This window comes from Glaciibacter kafniensis (genome assembly GCF_039538945.1).
Lineage (GTDB): Bacteria > Actinomycetota > Actinomycetes > Actinomycetales > Microbacteriaceae > Cryobacterium > Cryobacterium kafniensis.
Window position 1 is genome coordinate 1 of sequence record NZ_BAABCN010000003.1, and the last position, 15,828, is coordinate 15,828.

The 15,828-nt window shown below is 63.7% G+C and carries 12 protein-coding genes; 4 read left to right on the plus strand and 8 right to left on the minus strand.

Annotation, left to right across the window (positions count from 1 at the left end):
- Positions 1-633: 633 nt before the first annotated feature.
- Together ahcY and ABD791_RS08075 are read right to left on the minus strand one after the other, a co-directional pair.
- The gene (gene ahcY, locus ABD791_RS08070; RefSeq protein ID WP_345064606.1) at positions 634-2,121 is read right to left on the minus strand and encodes an adenosylhomocysteinase; all 1,488 of its coding nucleotides are present in this window, start codon (positions 2,119-2,121) and stop codon (positions 634-636) included.
- Positions 2,122-2,177: 56 nt separating this feature from the next.
- Positions 2,178-2,411: a DUF3499 family protein gene (locus ABD791_RS08075; protein WP_345064608.1), complete on the minus strand. Its 234-nt coding sequence runs from the start codon at positions 2,409-2,411 to the stop codon at positions 2,178-2,180.
- A 45-nt stretch (positions 2,412-2,456) separates the two neighbouring features.
- Between ABD791_RS08075 and ABD791_RS08080 the strand changes: the two genes are divergently transcribed.
- Positions 2,457-2,909 (plus strand): metallopeptidase family protein, encoded by a 453-nt coding sequence (locus ABD791_RS08080; RefSeq protein ID WP_345064611.1) that lies wholly within the window; start codon positions 2,457-2,459, stop codon positions 2,907-2,909.
- 94 nt (positions 2,910-3,003) lie between these two features.
- On the opposite strand, the gene ABD791_RS08085 is transcribed toward ABD791_RS08080, so the two are convergent.
- The 4 genes from ABD791_RS08085 to galE form a co-directional block, all read right to left on the minus strand.
- Complete coding sequence (locus tag ABD791_RS08085) at positions 3,004-4,461, minus strand: DUF5719 family protein (protein ID WP_345064613.1); 1,458 nt, start codon at positions 4,459-4,461, stop codon at positions 3,004-3,006.
- On the minus strand, positions 4,451-7,618 hold the full coding sequence (locus ABD791_RS08090) for a glycosyltransferase (RefSeq protein ID WP_345064617.1): 3,168 nt from the start codon (positions 7,616-7,618) through the stop codon (positions 4,451-4,453). Before ABD791_RS08090 ends, ABD791_RS08085 begins: the two co-directional genes overlap by 11 nt.
- 127 nt (positions 7,619-7,745) lie before the next feature.
- Positions 7,746-8,066 (minus strand): WhiB family transcriptional regulator, encoded by a 321-nt coding sequence (locus ABD791_RS08095; protein WP_345065302.1) that lies wholly within the window; start codon positions 8,064-8,066, stop codon positions 7,746-7,748.
- Between the two features lie 143 nt (positions 8,067-8,209).
- Positions 8,210-9,190 carry a UDP-glucose 4-epimerase GalE gene (galE, locus tag ABD791_RS08100; protein ID WP_345064619.1) on the minus strand — a complete coding sequence of 327 codons (981 nt, stop codon included), beginning with the start codon at positions 9,188-9,190 and terminating at the stop codon, positions 8,210-8,212.
- 150 nt (positions 9,191-9,340) lie between these two features.
- On the opposite strand from galE, the gene ABD791_RS08105 reads away from it, so the two are divergent.
- Positions 9,341-10,297: a GlxA family transcriptional regulator gene (locus tag ABD791_RS08105; protein WP_345064622.1), complete on the plus strand. Its 957-nt coding sequence runs from the start codon at positions 9,341-9,343 to the stop codon at positions 10,295-10,297.
- A gap of 290 nt (positions 10,298-10,587) precedes the next feature.
- Here the strand turns inward: ABD791_RS08105 and ABD791_RS08110 are convergent, their stop codons facing one another.
- Both ABD791_RS08110 and manA read right to left on the minus strand, forming a co-directional pair.
- Complete coding sequence (locus tag ABD791_RS08110; RefSeq protein ID WP_345064625.1) at positions 10,588-11,436, minus strand: hypothetical protein; 849 nt, start codon at positions 11,434-11,436, stop codon at positions 10,588-10,590.
- 325 nt (positions 11,437-11,761) lie between these two features.
- Positions 11,762-13,069 (minus strand): mannose-6-phosphate isomerase, class I, encoded by a 1,308-nt coding sequence (gene manA / locus ABD791_RS08115; RefSeq protein WP_345064627.1) that lies wholly within the window; start codon positions 13,067-13,069, stop codon positions 11,762-11,764.
- Between the two features lie 134 nt (positions 13,070-13,203).
- On the opposite strand from manA, the gene ABD791_RS08120 reads away from it, so the two are divergent.
- Together ABD791_RS08120 and ABD791_RS08125 are read left to right on the plus strand one after the other, a co-directional pair.
- The gene (locus ABD791_RS08120) at positions 13,204-14,382 is read left to right on the plus strand and encodes an acyl-CoA dehydrogenase family protein (protein ID WP_345064629.1); all 1,179 of its coding nucleotides are present in this window, start codon (positions 13,204-13,206) and stop codon (positions 14,380-14,382) included.
- Between the two features lie 112 nt (positions 14,383-14,494).
- Positions 14,495-15,823 carry an O-antigen ligase family protein gene (locus tag ABD791_RS08125; protein ID WP_345064631.1) on the plus strand — a complete coding sequence of 443 codons (1,329 nt, stop codon included), beginning with the start codon at positions 14,495-14,497 and terminating at the stop codon, positions 15,821-15,823.
- Positions 15,824-15,828: the final 5 nt, after the last annotated feature.

Sequence of the window (15,828 nt, forward strand, 5' to 3'; positions counted from 1 at the left end):
GAGCCAGGATCAAACTCTCCGTAAATGTTTGATTGACTAACCAAGCAAGCTCGGCGTCACATCTAGTGTGAATGGCCGCCGGAATGGGCGAACCAAACACAAGTTTGAAACTGACAGAACAAATCATTACTGACTTGCTTTGTTGTTATAAATGTTTTCCAAAGGAATCTCCTACCGGCAGAACCGGTACGAGGTTTTTGGCATTTGACATTGTGCACGCTGTTGAGTTCTCAAGGATCGGACGCTCTCGGTTTCAGGCCACGCTATGACTAGCATTGTGACTGTCGCTCCGAGGCAACTTCTCTAAGTTAGCCACTCAATCCCAGGCTGTCAAATCGAGTTTCTAGCGGGTTTGAGCGGTGCTTCTGCACACGCCCAATCACGCAACTCGAACTAACAATCAGCTCTGTGAGTGGACTTTCCATCCTAAGCGATGAACCCGAGTCCTACAAGAGGAATGCGAGTGATTATCAGCTTTGGATGATGGTCCCGCTTGAGGCCGGGAAGCTCTGCGGCTTTCCGTACCTGTGGGGTACGTAGATATACATTACGGTCGGTTTCGGCACTCGTCAAAACGGCTGCCCGCCCGGGCGCGTCGGCTTCGGCCCGCCCCTGACTCCCCCGTCTTTGCGCCTAATAGCGGTAGTGCTCGGCCTTGTACGGGCCCTCGATCGGCACTCCGATATAGGCAGACTGCTCGGGCGTGAGAACTGTGAGTTCAACCCCCAGCGCATCAAGGTGCAGACGCGCGACCTTCTCGTCAAGATGCTTCGGCAGCACAGAGACGCCGACCGGGTACTTCTGCGGGGAGCAGTAGAGCTCGATCTGCGCGAGCACCTGGTTGGTGAAGGAACTGCTCATCACAAAGGAGGGGTGGCCCGTCGCGTTGCCGAGGTTCATCAGGCGTCCCTCCGAGAGAACAAGGATGCTGCGCCCAGTGGGCAGCCGCCATTCATGTACCTGGGGCTTGATCTCAATTTTGACGGCCCCCGGCAGTGCGTCCAGTCCGGCCATGTCAATCTCGTTGTCGAAGTGCCCGACATTCCCGACGATCGCGAGGTGCTTCATCCGGAGCATGTGTTCGACGGTGATGACGGTGGAGTTGCCGGTGCCACTGACAAGGATGTCGACCTGTTCGATGACCGATTCGAGGCGGGCGACCTGGAAGCCATCCATCGCTGCCTGCAGTGCGTTGATCGGATCGATTTCGCTGACGATCACGCGGGCACCCTGGCCGCGGAGCGCTTCGGCGGCCCCCTTGCCCACATCGCCGTAGCCGCAGACGAAGGCGACCTTGCCGCTGATGAGAACATCGGTCGCCCGGTTCAATCCGTCGGGCAGCGAATGGCGGATGCCGTAGGTGTTATCGAACTTCGACTTGGTCACGGAATCATTCACGTTGATCGCCGGGAACACGAGCTCACCGGATGCGGCAAGTTCGTAGAGACGGTGCACCCCCGTCGTCGTCTCTTCGGTCACGCCGATAATGTCGGCGGCAATGCGCGTCCACCGATCTGGCGACAGATCAAGCGAACGGCGGAGTTGGTCGAGCACGACCCGGTACTCGAGGCTGTCCGTTGTCGTTGCCGACGGCACTGCACCAGCCCGTTCAAACTCGCGCCCCTTGTGCACCAGCATGCTGGCGTCCCCACCGTCATCGAGGATCATGTTCGGTCCGACCCAGGTCTCCCCCGCCGCCGCCGCTTCCGCGCTCCACTCGAAGATCTGCTCGGTGCACCACCAGTATTCGTCGAGCGTTTCGCCTTTCCAGGCGAAGACAGGGATACCAGTGGGTGCCTCGGGCGTTCCGGTCGGCCCGACAGCGATCGCGGCCGCCGCGTCATCCTGTGTCGAGAAGATATTGCAGCTCGCCCAGCGCACCTGCGCACCCAGTGCGACAAGAGTCTCAATGAGCACAGCAGTCTGCACCGTCATGTGGAGGGATCCGGCGATCCGCGCGCCGGCAAGTGGCTGCGACTCTGCGAATTCGGCGCGGAGGGCCATCAAGCCCGGCATCTCATTCTCAGCAAGACGGAGTTGGTGCCGACCCGCCTCTGCGAGCGCGAGATTTGCGACCCGGAACGGAAGGGGTGCTGGCAGGTCAGCGGGTGCAGGTGTCATGCCCCCATGTTCTCGCGGCCTGCACTCCAGCGATACGGGAGAAGGTGGGCGAGATGTCAGCTGTCGCTTGAGCGGGCGTCCATCTCATCGCTGAGAAAGCGATGACGGATGACCTGCCAGCCTTGAGGTGCAGAAGTGCGTTCGGCATGACGGCGGCAGAGGTCATAACCGTGCGGTTCTTGCGTCGCAGACAGCGGTCCGAGCACTGCCGTGGAATCGGCGTACACAAAAGTGAGGGTGGCCACCGCGGGTTCTGGGCAGCTGATTCGGGAGCACGGTCTGTGAGACATCGATATTTAGAGTACCCGCACACGCCCCACACGTAGGATTGCACCATGTCCAGGTCACACCGTTCCGCCTCGCCATTCGCCGAGCCGACGCCGCGGGGACGAGGTCGGGACCGCCACGGTCGCGGCATCCGCAGTTCGGTGACCGGACCATATCTTCCGCCGCTTCGCACGCGCATCAGCATGTTCGACATGACAATTGCGACAACGGTCGACTACCTGCGCGGGGTGTGGCCGGATGACCTGGGCAACGTGACTTTTGAGGTGGCGCCCGGCCCGACAACCGTCATTCCCGGTGTCGGAGTTGAACGATGGGCTGTCGACGCTCTCGCCCGGCGGGTTGTCTTCTACCGGCTGCCGATCCAGCGCCTGTCACGACTTCACCGCAACGACGAGTTTCACCAGCGCATGATCATCGAGAGTTGTGTGTTTCGGGCGATCGCCGAATTGCTCGGCAAAGATCCGTGGGATCTCGCACCGGAGCGTTTTCGGCACTCATAAGCACTGGCACTCATCAGAACGAGCGCACACTGAGTCAACGCAGAAAGCGTTAGCGCAGGATGTGCTAGCTGAGGACGTGCTAGCTGAGAACGTGCTACTGGAGGTACACGGCAATCGGTGAAGCGAGAGGCCCGGCCGGTCGCACGGTAAACGAGGCGAGCTTGCCTGGTCCGGCATAGCCGATGGCGACGACGACCGACGTGCTTCCGTCGACGAGATACGTTGACGATTCCGCAACCGGAACCGCTGCCGCCGCGCCAGCCGCCAAAGTCACGGTCGCGGGAGCGCCGGATCCACCCCGAAGAGACACGACTGTGCTGGTGGTTGCAGTATTGACGAGATGCAGTGTCGGGGCTGGTCCGGGCGCCGTCGCGACGAGGAATTCTCCACCGAGCGATTCAGAGGAAGCGAACCAGGCAAAATCTTTGCCTCCTCCATTCGTCGTCGACGCGGTGGCCGCGGCAACGAGAGGTTGGTCAGATTCGATGCTGACGGCATATCCGCCGGGCGCCAACCCGGCAAGCGGAACCTCGGTCGCGACGCCAGGGCGAACTTGAACCTGAATCGAGGTACCAGGGTTCGCGCCGCCCTCACTGATCGCGCCGACCTGCACGGTGGCTGCTTTGTCGCCGGTCACCAACATCCGCACGCTCGCCGCGCCATCCGGAAGTTCGGTTGCCTCAGCAGTCGGAGTGGGAGCCGGCGGTGCCGTCACGGTCACCCCGGCGATCGTGTGCTGCATCGAGGGGCTCCGGGTCGCGCCGATCAGGTCGAGGCCTTCTGGCACGATACCGCTGATGAGGCTCTGCTCCAGCGAGGCGACAATTTGTCCGCCCTGCGACTGCACGTGAATGACCGGAGACTTGAGATTCGGAGCGAGACCGGCCAACGACACCACCCGTTGCGAGCCGGGCTGCACCAGAATTCCGGTCGAGCCGGGAGCATCAATCAGCCCGGTTTCGCCATAGACGCTGAGCCCCACCGTCGCAACAACGGTCGTCGGGTTCGAGAGCAGAATCAAGGTGGTCCGGCCGATGTCAGTCGAACCGCCGACGAGCCAGGCATCGCTGGATGCTTCGGCGCAGGATGCGGCAGCGAACCCGGCCAGTGTCTCGGTCGCAGCGGACTGTGACTGACTGCCAGCCACGAGCGAGGCAACATTCGTCTCGGCCGCAACGGGAACGCGAATGAGCTGGGGCGCACCGTCCTGGGTGCCCAGCGTGTTGTCTGGTGCGGCAAGGTCCGTGATCTCGGGGCGCACAGTTGACACGCCGCTCGCCGGATCTGTCGCAGCAGCGACAGTCGAAGAGGGGCCGACCGACGTGACCGCCTGGGCAAGGCTCGAGTTCTCGGCCAGGGTGAGAAGCGGTCCGGGGCAGACTCGCATCTGTTCGCTCGGGTGTGGAGTGACCACCACGGAACCGGGGGTCACCACCAGGCTCGGCCACTGGATCAGTGTTGCCGCTGAAACTCCCAGCGCGATTGCCCCGATGCCGAGGATTCCGCCGAGTGTCTGGGCACTGCGAACTGCCACGCTGCGCTTAGTGGGCATTGTCAGTCTCCCTCATCGTCGCGTCGTGGTTGCCCGGTTCTACCTGATCGAAAGGCTCGGAAGGTTCTGCCCGCACAGCAGGCCGCACGCCGGATGCTCCATTCGTCTCGCCAGGCTCCGGCGCAGCGCCGTCGGACACAGTACGGTCGGGCACAGTACCGTCCGGCGCAGCGCCGTCCGGCGCAGCGCCGTCCGGCGCAGCGTCGTCCGGCGTGAGCGGTGCAGCGCTTGACTCAAGCGCATCGTCGGCCTTCACTACCGCCAGCTCTCGCTTCTGCCGTTTGGCATCGCGTGCTGCATCTTTCGCCTGACGACGAATCGCATCGCGGTTTGCTTCTCGCACTGCCTCCCGACCCGCGCCGGTCGGGATGGAGAGCAGAACCGTCGCGCCGATCACGATGACAGCGATGAGGAAGGCGATCTGGCTCAGCACACCCCCGGGGTGCGCGGGGATCGACAGATTGCCGGGGGCATCCGGCTCATCGGCGGTTTGCCACAGGTGTCCGAACGTTGTCTCACCGACCGGAACGACAGCGGCATTTCCGTCGAGTGAGGTGACGGTGCGCAGTTGCGTCTCTGCCGCCTGCGGTGAGATGGGCGAGCTGTCGGATGCGGGGCGGTCGGCGGTCTCTGCCGGACGCAACACCACGAAGCGGATGCCGAAATCGTGCAGCCCCTGCGCACTGTCGAGCCCACTGCGCGAAGCCAGGTTGCCCACGAGCGTCGCGAATTCGACCTCGCGCTTGTCGAAGCTGGTGTCGGTACTCGCCAATGTCGACTGAGAGTTGAGCGTGGCCCCGGATCCTCTGACGAGAGTGCCAAGAATTCCGCCATTGGCCTGAGCCGAGAGTTCAAGAGTGCCCACCTGCGGGTTGATGTCAGCCTCTGCCGCCACAAAAGCGGGCTGGGTTCGCCCGATCCCCTTGGCGACGACGCTCGTGCCGAGCGACAGCGCGGCGGCCAACGGCGCCGCCACGATCAGCACCAGGAGCGACACGACGATCGCGGGAGTCACAGCGAAACGGCCAAGTCCCCGCAAAGCGAAGATGCTGGCACCGACCAAGCCCATCCAATAGAGGCTGAGGCCCGATCCTGTCCAGATTGAGACTGCGGCATCGCCAGACGCGGCGAGCGAGAGATGACTGGCCGCCACTGCAGTGGCGAAACCGATGACCGCAGTCAGAAGGGCGAAGCTTGCCCCCCGAGAACCACGCAGGAACAGCGCGAGGAGAGCCAACGCGCAGAGTGGCGCCACTAGGAGCGGGATCAGAAGCTCTGCGTTCACACCAGGGAGTTCGAGCTTCGTCAGCAACGGGTTCCACCCGCCGAAGTCTCCGGCCGGGAAGCCGAGCAACAGTTGCCAGGCCGACACAGCGGTGGAGGGAACGGGCACGCCGGGGTCGGCGAGAAGAGCGAGCCAGGCGCCGCGCATGGCCTGATCCCAGATCAGCGGCGCGGCCAATGCGAGTGCCGGAATTGGGATGCCGATGAACCGCATGATTCGTCTGCCGCTGAGCAGCACGCAGATCAGCCAGCCGAGCAGGAGCGCCGGCGCGAGCGACGGAGCACAGGCGACGATCGCGGCAAAGAGCAAGGCTGTCGAGGCCGAGGCCGACCACGATCGCGCCGCTGCGAACCCGGCATAGAAGAGCCAGGGCAGAAGCAGATGCACCAGGATGGCGGCCGGACGCCCCTCGGCCAACGCGGTGAGGAAGGAAGGAGCGAAGACCCACAACAGAGCGGCAACGGCACGCAATCCGCCGCGCGCCGTCAAGCGGGAGGCCGCCACCCATGCCCCGAAAGCGGCAAGGGGAAATGCCACGAAGTACAGCAGCACGAGCGCGAAAGACGGAGACCAGAACGTGAGCGTGCCGAGCACTGCCAGGACCGCGGAGAACGGGTCGGCCGCGCCGACGAATCCGAGACCGATCTGACGCCATCCGTAGCCGGCACTCTGCCAGAGGTCGGTCACCGTGCCGGACAGAGGAAGCAGCCCTCCCCCGGTCAACGTTTGCGCGCCGAGAAGCGGGGCGAGCACGCCGATGCCGACACAGGCGGCAATCAGCACTACCCATGCTCCGCCCTTGGCGAAGAAGGAGAGTTCAGGTCGTTCGCCGCGGGCACCGGTGAGGCTTGCCTCACGTTTGAGCATGTGCCGGCGACGCACGACAGCCGTCGGCACGCGGAGCGAGGCGATCGAAGACCAGCCGAGTGTGCGGGTCTTGGCGAGGTTTCGGCGCGCCTTCGCCACGCGCACCAGACAGAAGGCCGCGGCGAATGCGGCAGCGAACTCTCCGATGATTGCGCCGGGCTCCTTGCGGAGGAGCTGACCGATCGAGCGGATGAGCGCCAGCGGCACGAGGGTGAGCCAGTGCAACGGCAGCGCCCAGACGGGAGCGTAGACAAGACGGCGATGAAGCTGAGCTGACCGTTCTGCGCGCATCCGTTGGCGGCGAGGCTTTCCGCGCGACGACCCATTCGGTCCGGCAACGCCATCGCCGGCCGTCGCCACCCGCGCATCGGCGACAACTGAGACGCGATAGCCGGCCAGGCGAACACGGATGCAGAAATCAAGGGAGTCGTCGACGCTCGGCAACGCGGGGTCAAAACCTCCGAGCTCGTGCCAGACCGACTGGCGCACCAGCATCCCGCCGGCACCGACGGCGAGCACATCGCTGATGTCATCGTGCTGGCCTTGGTCGAGTTCACTTTCGACGAGAGAGACCGACGCTCCATAGGGCGTGACAGACTCGCCGAAATCGTGGATGTAGTCGCTGGCGACCCATTCCATGACCTTCGGGCCAGCCACCGCCACCGACGGGGCGATCTCGAGCTCTTGGAGAAGCGCGGCCAGAGCACCGGGCGCCGGAGCACTGTCTTGCGCGAGAAACCACAGCACGTTGTTCTCGTCGGCGGGGGGCGCGGCCACCCGCAATGCGGCGTTGATGGCCTCACCGAATGAGAGATCCGCATCGGCGACGATGATCTGGGTCGGTGCGAAGACCGCGAGAAGTTGGCCCGTCGCATCCGTCGACCCGCAGTCAACAGTCAGGATTGCGTCAGGCTGACGCGTCTGCTTCGTGAGTGCCTCGAGAGTTCGCTCAAGGTGTTTTTGGCCGTTGCGGGCAACGAGGATGGCGGTGACTCTGGGTTGCATATCGAAATCAGCCTAGGTCGGGTTCTGGCCCAGCCACGTCGGCTGCATCGGCGCGCCCGAAATCAGTCGTCAGCACCAGGTGTCAGGAGAGGGCGGCAGATGGAGCGGATGTGAGGCGCTCTGCGGCTCAGCTCGCGCGCTTTCGCAGTTTGCGACGCTCGCGCTCCGACAGCCCGCCCCAGATTCCGAAGCGCTCATCGTTTCCGAGCGCGTACTCGAGGCACTGAGTCTTCACCTCGCACGACGCACAGATTTTCTTGGCGTCGCGGGTCGATCCGCCCTTTTCGGGGAAGAATGCCTCTGGATCAGTCTGTGCACACAGCGAATCGGCCTGCCACGCAAGTGGATTGTCGTCGCCAACTGTGGAGCGTACCCCCGGTACGCCTAGTCGAACGGGATCGACGAACCAGTCGTCAGGTACCCCAGAACGATTCTCAGGTATTGCCATACCGTCTCCCACCCATCGTTCCACGCCCACGAATTGAGCGTTTCACCTAATTACACCGGTGTAGTTCCCTATTCGTCAAGTCGCAGATAGTAAACCCTCAATATTGGATGGAGAGTTTCGACGCGCCAAGAATTTCACAACGTTCACAGCGGGCGAACAACGGCCGCCTGCCGCGCATCCCAGGCGCTCTTCACCATGTCTTCAAGGGAGTGGCGCATCACCCAGCGGAGGTCGCGTGCGGCGAGTTCGCCAGATGCCACGATCCGGTCGGGGTCACCGGCGCGTCGGGGGGCAATCTCCGGGGTGAAATCGATTCCGGTCACCGCCGCGACAGTCGACATGATCTCACCGACGGACACTCCGTCGCCGCTGCCGAGGTTGTAGACGGGGCTAATCGGCTCGCCGGCATCCATGCGCCGTGCCGCTGCAACATGCGAAACGGCCAGGTCGGACACGTGGATGTAGTCGCGCACGCACGTACCATCGGGCGTCGCGTAGTCGGTGCCGTTGATGCGCGGTGTACGGCCGTCGACGAGCGCGTCAAAGATGAGCGGAAAAAGATTGTGGGGGCTGGTATCGCGGAGCGCGATATCACCGGAACCGACAACGTTGAAGTAACGCAGGCTCGTGTGGGTGAGTCCGGCGGCGACACCCTGGTCGCGCAGCAACCACTCCCCGATGAGCTTCGACTCCCCGTAGGGTGACTCGGGGTTCTTCGCGGTCTCTTCGGTCACGAGGTCGGTCGACGGGGTGCCGTAGACGGCAGCGCTCGAGGAGAAGACGATGTTCGAGACGTCAGCCTCTGCCATGGCAGCCAGGAGATTCTGGGTGGCCGTGACGTTTTGTTCGTAGGTGTGCAGAGGGCGTTGCACCGATACTCCGGCGTATTTGAAGCCCGCAACGTGCACGACGCCCGTGATGGCGCCGGCCGCTTCGGTAAAGGTGCGTCGAAGAAGTTCGGTGTCGAGAAGGCTGCCCTGCACAAACGGCACGCCATCCGGCACGAAATCGGCGTGACCGCTCGAGAGATCGTCAATGATGATGACGTCGATTCCCTCGTCGATGAACGCGCGCACAACGTGCGAACCGATATAGCCGGCTCCACCGGTAACAAGCCACGCCATGTGCAACTCCTGTGTTCAGGCGGATGCGGTGTGCCCCCGGCCTGCTCCAGAATACCGGGAGCCCGCTGGACGTCGTCCCACGTGGTGCACCGGCGCATCCGGGCTGGCAGAAAGTAGCGGTGTTGGGTTATTCTGCCACGAGGAGGTCACATGCTTCAGAAGATTGTCTGCGTCGCATTGCCCGGGATGGCGCCGTTCGAGTTCGGCGTGATCTGCGAGGTGTTCGGGATTGACAGAAGCGACAGCAACGGGCCGTCATTCGACTTTCACGTCACGGCGGCAGAACCGGGTTTGATTCGAACCAAGCTGGGGTTCGACATCGTCGTGCATGAAGACCTCTCGGCCGCCGCTGATGCCGACCTCATTGCGATTCCGGCCTATCAAGCCGGGGTCGACATCCATCCGGAGATTCTCCGGGTGATTCGCGAGGCCGAGGCGCGAGGCGCCTGGGTGCTCAGCGTCTGCAGCGGAGCCTTTGTGCTCGGCGCAGCAGGCATCCTTGACGGACGCCGCAGCACGACCCATTGGATGTACACGGATGACCTCGCTCGCGCGTTTCCGCTGACGCGGGTCGATCCCGACGTGCTGTTCGTCGAAGATGGCAACGTGGTCACCGGTGCCGGAACCGCGGCCGGTATCGATGCCGCACTTCATATCGTGCGCAAGGAGCTCGGCGCCGCGGCGGCGAACAACATCGCCAGACGCATGGTGGTGCCGCCGCAGCGCGACGGCGGGCAGTCCCAATATGTGCAGCCGCCGGTCACCGATTGCCCGAGCGACTCCTTCGCCGCGATCACCGAATGGATGCTGTCCCACCTGGAGCACGAGCTGACCGTCGATCAGCTCGCCCGCAAGAATTTGATGTCGCCGCGCACCTTCGCCCGTCGTTTTCGCGCGGAACTCGGCACGACGCCGACCGCCTGGCTGAACCGGCAGCGGCTGCTGCGCGCACAGCAGCTGCTTGAAGAAACCGATTGGAGCCTCGAATCGGTGGCCTCCGATACGGGCTTCGGGGCCGCGTCGGTCATGCGGCACCACTTTCTCAAGGTGCTCCAGACCACCCCGACGGCGTATCGGCGCACGTTCGGGGCGCGGCAGGTCGGCTGAGGCGGCTGAGGCGGCTGCCACTGCCACTGCCGCTGCCACTGCCACTGCCACTGCCACTGCCACTGCAGTAGCGATAGTGCACGCGGCCATTTGCGTACCCAGATGCCTGCGTTCGACGCGTGGTTCTCCACCACCATTCGACGGAGATTCACCTCGAATCAGGGATATCCCGGCGAAAATCAGCTGAAACGCGACGAATCTCCGTCGAATGGGGCGCACAACTCCGGTATTGAATGTGGGTTTCATTCATTGGGTTCGCACACCGGCTGAGGCGATATGGAGCGGTTGGCTCAGCGGCGAGGCTTGGACATCCGCCACGGAAACTCCGGGAACGCCCTCGACGGTGGCCGACGGTAGTCGTCCGTGAGAGCGCATCTCAGCGCGCGCTCGCACAGCTCCCACTTGTCACGAAATAGGTCGTAGCTGAAGCGCAATACTCGCCCGCTTCTGGCCGCCACCTTCGCATCTCTCTCGCAGTCGGCTTTGAAAGCGGGCCAGTTGTCGTGCCATTCCGCACCGTCAATCTCCACAAATGTCGATGGCCCGACCTGACCGTCGAGGTGTCCTACCCCGACCACTGCTGGCTGAGGTACAAATGGAATCCCGGCCGCCCAGGCGGCCAACCGAAACTCCGTCTCTCCACCCGATCCCGCGCGACCATCGACATCCGCTCGCCAATCCTGAGCTCGAACCGGGGCCAGCTGAAAGATGTGGTCAAGGTCAGTGTGGAGAATCCCGGCACCGTCTTCGTCGCGGTTGTGGAGGGCCGCGTCGAGACAGACGATCGACGTGGTGCGATCGTGCGTGTTCAGGATGTGCACAAGTGCGTCGATGACCGAGACGCGCCAGACGTAGGGAGGTGTCCGGTTCGAAGCGTCGTCTGTCCAACTGACACGCCAACGCGGCGCTCCGGCGATGACGAATGGCGCGCGCATATCGGTGGGGAGGCGAAGGCCGCGGGCATCTGCGGGCACCACGACATGGAGCTTTCTGGTCGTCGGCGTCCAGATTCCGTAGGTTCTCAACGCACTGAGTCCCGTCAATCGCCCGCCGATGCGGAATGCTTCGACGGCCTCGCGCGGAGCCGTCGGGAGGCTGTACCAGCCCTTTCGAACACGTATGATCGCGCCGCAGTTCATACCCGCACGGAGATCCTCGCGGCTCCACCCGTGCTGAATCAAGCTTGCGCATTTCACGAATAGCCCGAGGTCGGAGATTTCTTGTGAGAGTGATCGCATGACCCGTATCCCGCGGGGATATCGCACTCTGGCGGGATGCATCCGACAATCGGTGCAGAAATCCGACTCCACGCGACTGTGAACTTCGCTCCCGCGCTGTGCGGGCCGACGATTCGACGGAGATTCGACTCTAATTTCGCATTTTGGGGCCGAATCGTCTTGGTTTCAGCAGAATCTCCGTCGAATGGGGATCCCGCTTGCACGCGCACTGCCCAGGCCGACCTCGTCAGGTTCCGGTCGTCGCCAGAAAAACCTCGCCGACGCCGGCGAAGGTCAGCGTGCCCTCCTCAGGAGTGATGTAGACCGAGTCGCCCCGCTTCAGCACCACCGAAGACGCGGCCCCGGCCACCAGAAATCCGCCAGAGGTGCAGAGCGCGATGCCTGGCCCTCCGAGCGTGACCTGCCGCATCGGTACCGGGCCGTCGCCCGCCGAGGAGCCGGCATCCGTCGCATCCGCCTGAATGTGCACCAGTTCGAAGTCGGGAATGCCAGGTCGAAAGACGCTCACTCCGGCAACGGAGTCCTCGGTCGGCCCGAGATACGGAACCGGAATCGGGCTGAAATCAAGCACGTCGAGCAGCTCATCGACGTCAATGTGTTTGGGGGTGAGGCCACCGCGCAACACATTGTCTGAGGCGGCCATCAGCTCAATCCCGAGTCCAGACAGATAAGCGTGGATGTTTCCGGACGGCAGATAGAGCGCCTCCCCGCGTTTCAGCGCGACGCGGTTCAGCAGCAGCGAAATCACAATTCCCGGGTCTCCGGGGTAGGCGGCGGCCAGGGTCCGAACGGTCTCGAGTTCACGGGCGTAGCTCACGATCGCCCCGCCCTCTGTCAGGTAGGCGGCGAACTCGGCGAGCGCCACCACACGCTCGACGAGCCAGGAGACTTCACCACTGTCACCCCCACGGCCATCCCGCAGAAGCCATTCGACGACGTCGTGCAGCCCCGCCGAACCGACGAGTCGATTCTCGAGCGCGTCGAGCGCCGCGGCCTGCGGATCGGGCGACGCAATGTCCAGCGCCCGCAGTTCCGCCAGAATGCGGTGGATCTCGGCGATGGTACGAAAGCCGCACAGCGCGTCGAAGGTGTCGCTCAAAGCGAAGATCAACTCTGGCTTGTGAAACGGATCCCGGTAGTTGCGGTCAGGGGCGTCGAGGGGAATCCCTGCAGCGTTCTCGAGCTCGAACGCGGCGGCCGCCCGTGCCGACGACGGATGAGCCTGGAGCGAGAGTGGTGTGGCCGCGGCCAACACCTTGAGCAGAAACGGCAACCGCACTCCCCCGCTCACGGCTGTCGACGCGGCAAGTTCCGCCCCGAGGGCAGCCTGGGGCTCGTGAGCAATCCACTCGGCCAGTGTGCCGAACCCGCCGACCTGCGACGGGTCGGCGATAACGGAAGGCGACCCGGCGTGAGCGCCCAGCCACAGTTCTGCCTCGGCACGACCCGACGAGGAGCGCCCCAACAGCTCGCTGATCGCACCGGCCGATCCCCAGGCGTAATCACGCGGCGTATTGGTGATGCCCACAAACATGAGTTACTCAACTTTCAATTCGTTGGGTCCAAACTACCAACCGCTTGGCCCTGCCGTGCCTGCCCCCTAGGCTGTCGACGAATTCACCGCCGGATGCCCGCAGAGGCTTTCGCAGTATGCAACGGAGCACGTACATGACATTTGAGCTACTCGACAGCGACTTCTACGGATACCAGAGCCTGTTGACCGATCAAGAGAAGGCCGCCCTGGCCGCTCTGCGCGACTATCTCGAGACCGAGGTGCGTCCGATCGTCAACGGCTATTGGGACCGTGCGGAGTTTCCGTTCGAGATCGTCAAGCCGTTGGCTGAGCTCGGTGCATACTCCTTCGCCTGGGAGGAGACGAAGCCCTTCGCCAACTCGGCAGTCTTTCGCGGGTTCGTCGCGTTGGAGATGGCGCGGGTCGACGCGTCGGTTGCGACGTTCCAGGGCGTGCAGAACGGTTTGGCGATGGGCAGCATTGCGGCCACCGGGTCGCCGGAACAGCGTGAAGAGTGGTTGCCGCGTATGTCGCGCGGCGAGATCATCGGAGCGTTCGGTCTGACCGAACCCCTCTCCGGTTCCGACTCCGCTCGAGGTCTGCGTACCACCGCGACCCGCGACGGAGACGACTGGGTGCTGAACGGCTCCAAGAGGTGGATCGGGAATGCCACGTTCTCTGACGTGACGATCATCTGGGCGAAGGATGTGTCCGATGGGCAGGTCAAGGGATTCATCGTTCCCACCGACACCCCCGGCTACACCGCGACCAAGATCGACGGCAAGATCAGCCTGCGCTCCGTGCAGAACGCCGACATCACGCTGGAAAACGTTGTCGTGTCTGAGCGCAACCGCCTGCAGAACGCGAACTCGTTCAAGGACACGGCCAGGGTGCTGCGTCTGACCCGTGCCGAAGTGTCGTGGTCGGCGGTCGGCAATTCCATCGGAGCCTACGAGGCTGCTGTCGCCTATGCGAAGACCCGCATTCAGTTCGGCAAGGAGATCGGCGGCCACCAGCTCATTCAGGATCTACTGGTGAAGAGCCTCGGCAACATCACGGCGAGCCTCGGCATGGTGGTGCGGGTCTCCCAGATGCTCGACGAAGGCACCCAACGTGACGAACACTCCGCCCTGGCGAAGACTTACACGACCTCACGCATGCGTGAAACCGTCGCCTGGTGCCGCGAACTGTTCGGCGGCAACGGGATCGCGCTCGAATACGACGTGGCCCGATTCTTCGCCGACGCCGAGGCACTCTATTCATATGAGGGAACTCAAGAGATGAACACCCTGATCGTCGGGCGCACGATCACCGGCCAGGCTGCATTCGTCTAAGCGGATGGCGGTGGTCGAGTCTCGAGATCGACTCGCGCGGCCTGTGACAGGCTTGACCACCGAACGGCTCGGCCACCGGCCTCGACCGGGACGCCGCCGCTATCCTGAGAAGATGCCCACCGCTCGCAGCCGCTTCGCCGTTCGCACGTTCGCGGTTTTCGTGTGGTTCGCCGTGTTCGCCGGGCAGTTCTGGCGCAACCTCCTCGGCTGGTGGGGGTTCGGCGCCGTCGCTGTGCTGGTGCTCGCCGGCAGCATCTACTTCTTGGTTCGACTGAAGCCCTCGTTGAACTGGCGCCGGTTTCCGAAATCACTCGTCGCGTTTCTCGCACTGGCCACGATCTCGGTCGCCTGGTCGTTCTATCCGGGAGCCTCGCTCATCGGCATTGCCCTGCAGTGGATGACGACCATTGCCGCACTGTTTCTGGTGCTGTGTCTGAGCTGGCCTGAGCTCGTGCGCACGCTCGCCGGCGCCCTGCGCTGGGCGCTGGCTCTGTCGCTCGTCTTTGAATTCATCGTCGCCGCAGTCGTCAGGCAACCGGTGCTCCCGTTCTTCGTCGACTACGGCGCTGAGAAGATTCCTGCAGCTTTTTACTGGTCGCGTGGCTTGCTCTTTTCCGGAGGGCCGCTCGAAGGCATCGTCGCCAATCGCAATCTGCTCGGCTTTCTCGCCCTCTTGGCCGTGATCGTATTCGCCATCCAGCTCGCAGCGGGCACCGTTCGCCGTGGCTGGGGCATCGCCTGGCTGGTGCTGGCGGTCGGGATGCTTGCACTCACCAGGTCGGCGACCGTCACGGTGACTGCCGCTGTGGTGCTCGTCGTGCTGGTCTTCGCACTCTGGACGCGTCGGGTCGGCCCGCAGGGTCGCCGCCCGGTCTACCTGACCGCCGCGGCCTCCATCGTCGCCGTTGTCGCCGCAGGTGTCGCCTTCTCACCGCTGCTGCTGCGCATGCTCGGCAAGAGCGAGGACCTCACCGGTCGGTTCGACATCTGGAACAGCGTCATCAGGCTGGCGTCGGAGAAGCCGGCCTTCGGCTGGGGTTGGGTGAGCTATTGGGCTCCCTGGGTCGAACCGTTCAACGGTCTCGCCGTGCGCAAAGGCGTGACCTACCTGCAGGCCCATAACGCCTGGCTCGATGTCTGGCTGCAGCTCGGCATTGTGGGCGTCATCGTGTTTGCCGCACTCGTGTCGTCGACCCTGTGGCGTTCGTGGTTCTTCGCCGTCGATCGCCCGCGCGCGGGTGTCGTTGATGACATGCCATACTCGGCATCCGCCCTGCTCCCCCTCTTGCTGGTTGCCGCCCTGCTCGCCCAGAGCCTGGCGGAGAGCCGATTGCTCATCGAGTACGGCTGGGTGCTGCTCGTCGTCCTCGCAGTCTTCACGAAACGAGCGCAAACCGGGGTCCCGCCTCAGTTGAGCGTGTCGGAACAGCAGCGAGCGTAGACCGC

What these genes read in the sequence shown, in the direction of transcription:
- ahcY (WP_345064606.1), bottom strand. Translation starts at nt 2,121, where the DNA reads ATGACACCTGCACCCGCTGACCTGCCAGCACCCCTTCCGTTCCGGGTC.
- ABD791_RS08075 (WP_345064608.1), bottom strand. Translation starts at nt 2,411, where the DNA reads ATGTCTCACAGACCGTGCTCCCGAATCAGCTGCCCAGAACCCGCGGTG.
- ABD791_RS08080 (WP_345064611.1), top strand. Translation starts at nt 2,457, where the DNA reads ATGTCCAGGTCACACCGTTCCGCCTCGCCATTCGCCGAGCCGACGCCG.
- ABD791_RS08085 (WP_345064613.1), bottom strand. Translation starts at nt 4,461, where the DNA reads ATGCCCACTAAGCGCAGCGTGGCAGTTCGCAGTGCCCAGACACTCGGC.
- ABD791_RS08090 (WP_345064617.1), bottom strand. Translation starts at nt 7,618, where the DNA reads ATGCAACCCAGAGTCACCGCCATCCTCGTTGCCCGCAACGGCCAAAAA.
- ABD791_RS08095 (WP_345065302.1), bottom strand. Translation starts at nt 8,066, where the DNA reads ATGGCAATACCTGAGAATCGTTCTGGGGTACCTGACGACTGGTTCGTC.
- galE (WP_345064619.1), bottom strand. Translation starts at nt 9,190, where the DNA reads ATGGCGTGGCTTGTTACCGGTGGAGCCGGCTATATCGGTTCGCACGTT.
- ABD791_RS08105 (WP_345064622.1), top strand. Translation starts at nt 9,341, where the DNA reads ATGCTTCAGAAGATTGTCTGCGTCGCATTGCCCGGGATGGCGCCGTTC.
- ABD791_RS08110 (WP_345064625.1), bottom strand. Translation starts at nt 11,436, where the DNA reads ATGAACTGCGGCGCGATCATACGTGTTCGAAAGGGCTGGTACAGCCTC.
- manA (WP_345064627.1), bottom strand. Translation starts at nt 13,069, where the DNA reads ATGTTTGTGGGCATCACCAATACGCCGCGTGATTACGCCTGGGGATCG.
- ABD791_RS08120 (WP_345064629.1), top strand. Translation starts at nt 13,204, where the DNA reads ATGACATTTGAGCTACTCGACAGCGACTTCTACGGATACCAGAGCCTG.
- ABD791_RS08125 (WP_345064631.1), top strand. Translation starts at nt 14,495, where the DNA reads ATGCCCACCGCTCGCAGCCGCTTCGCCGTTCGCACGTTCGCGGTTTTC.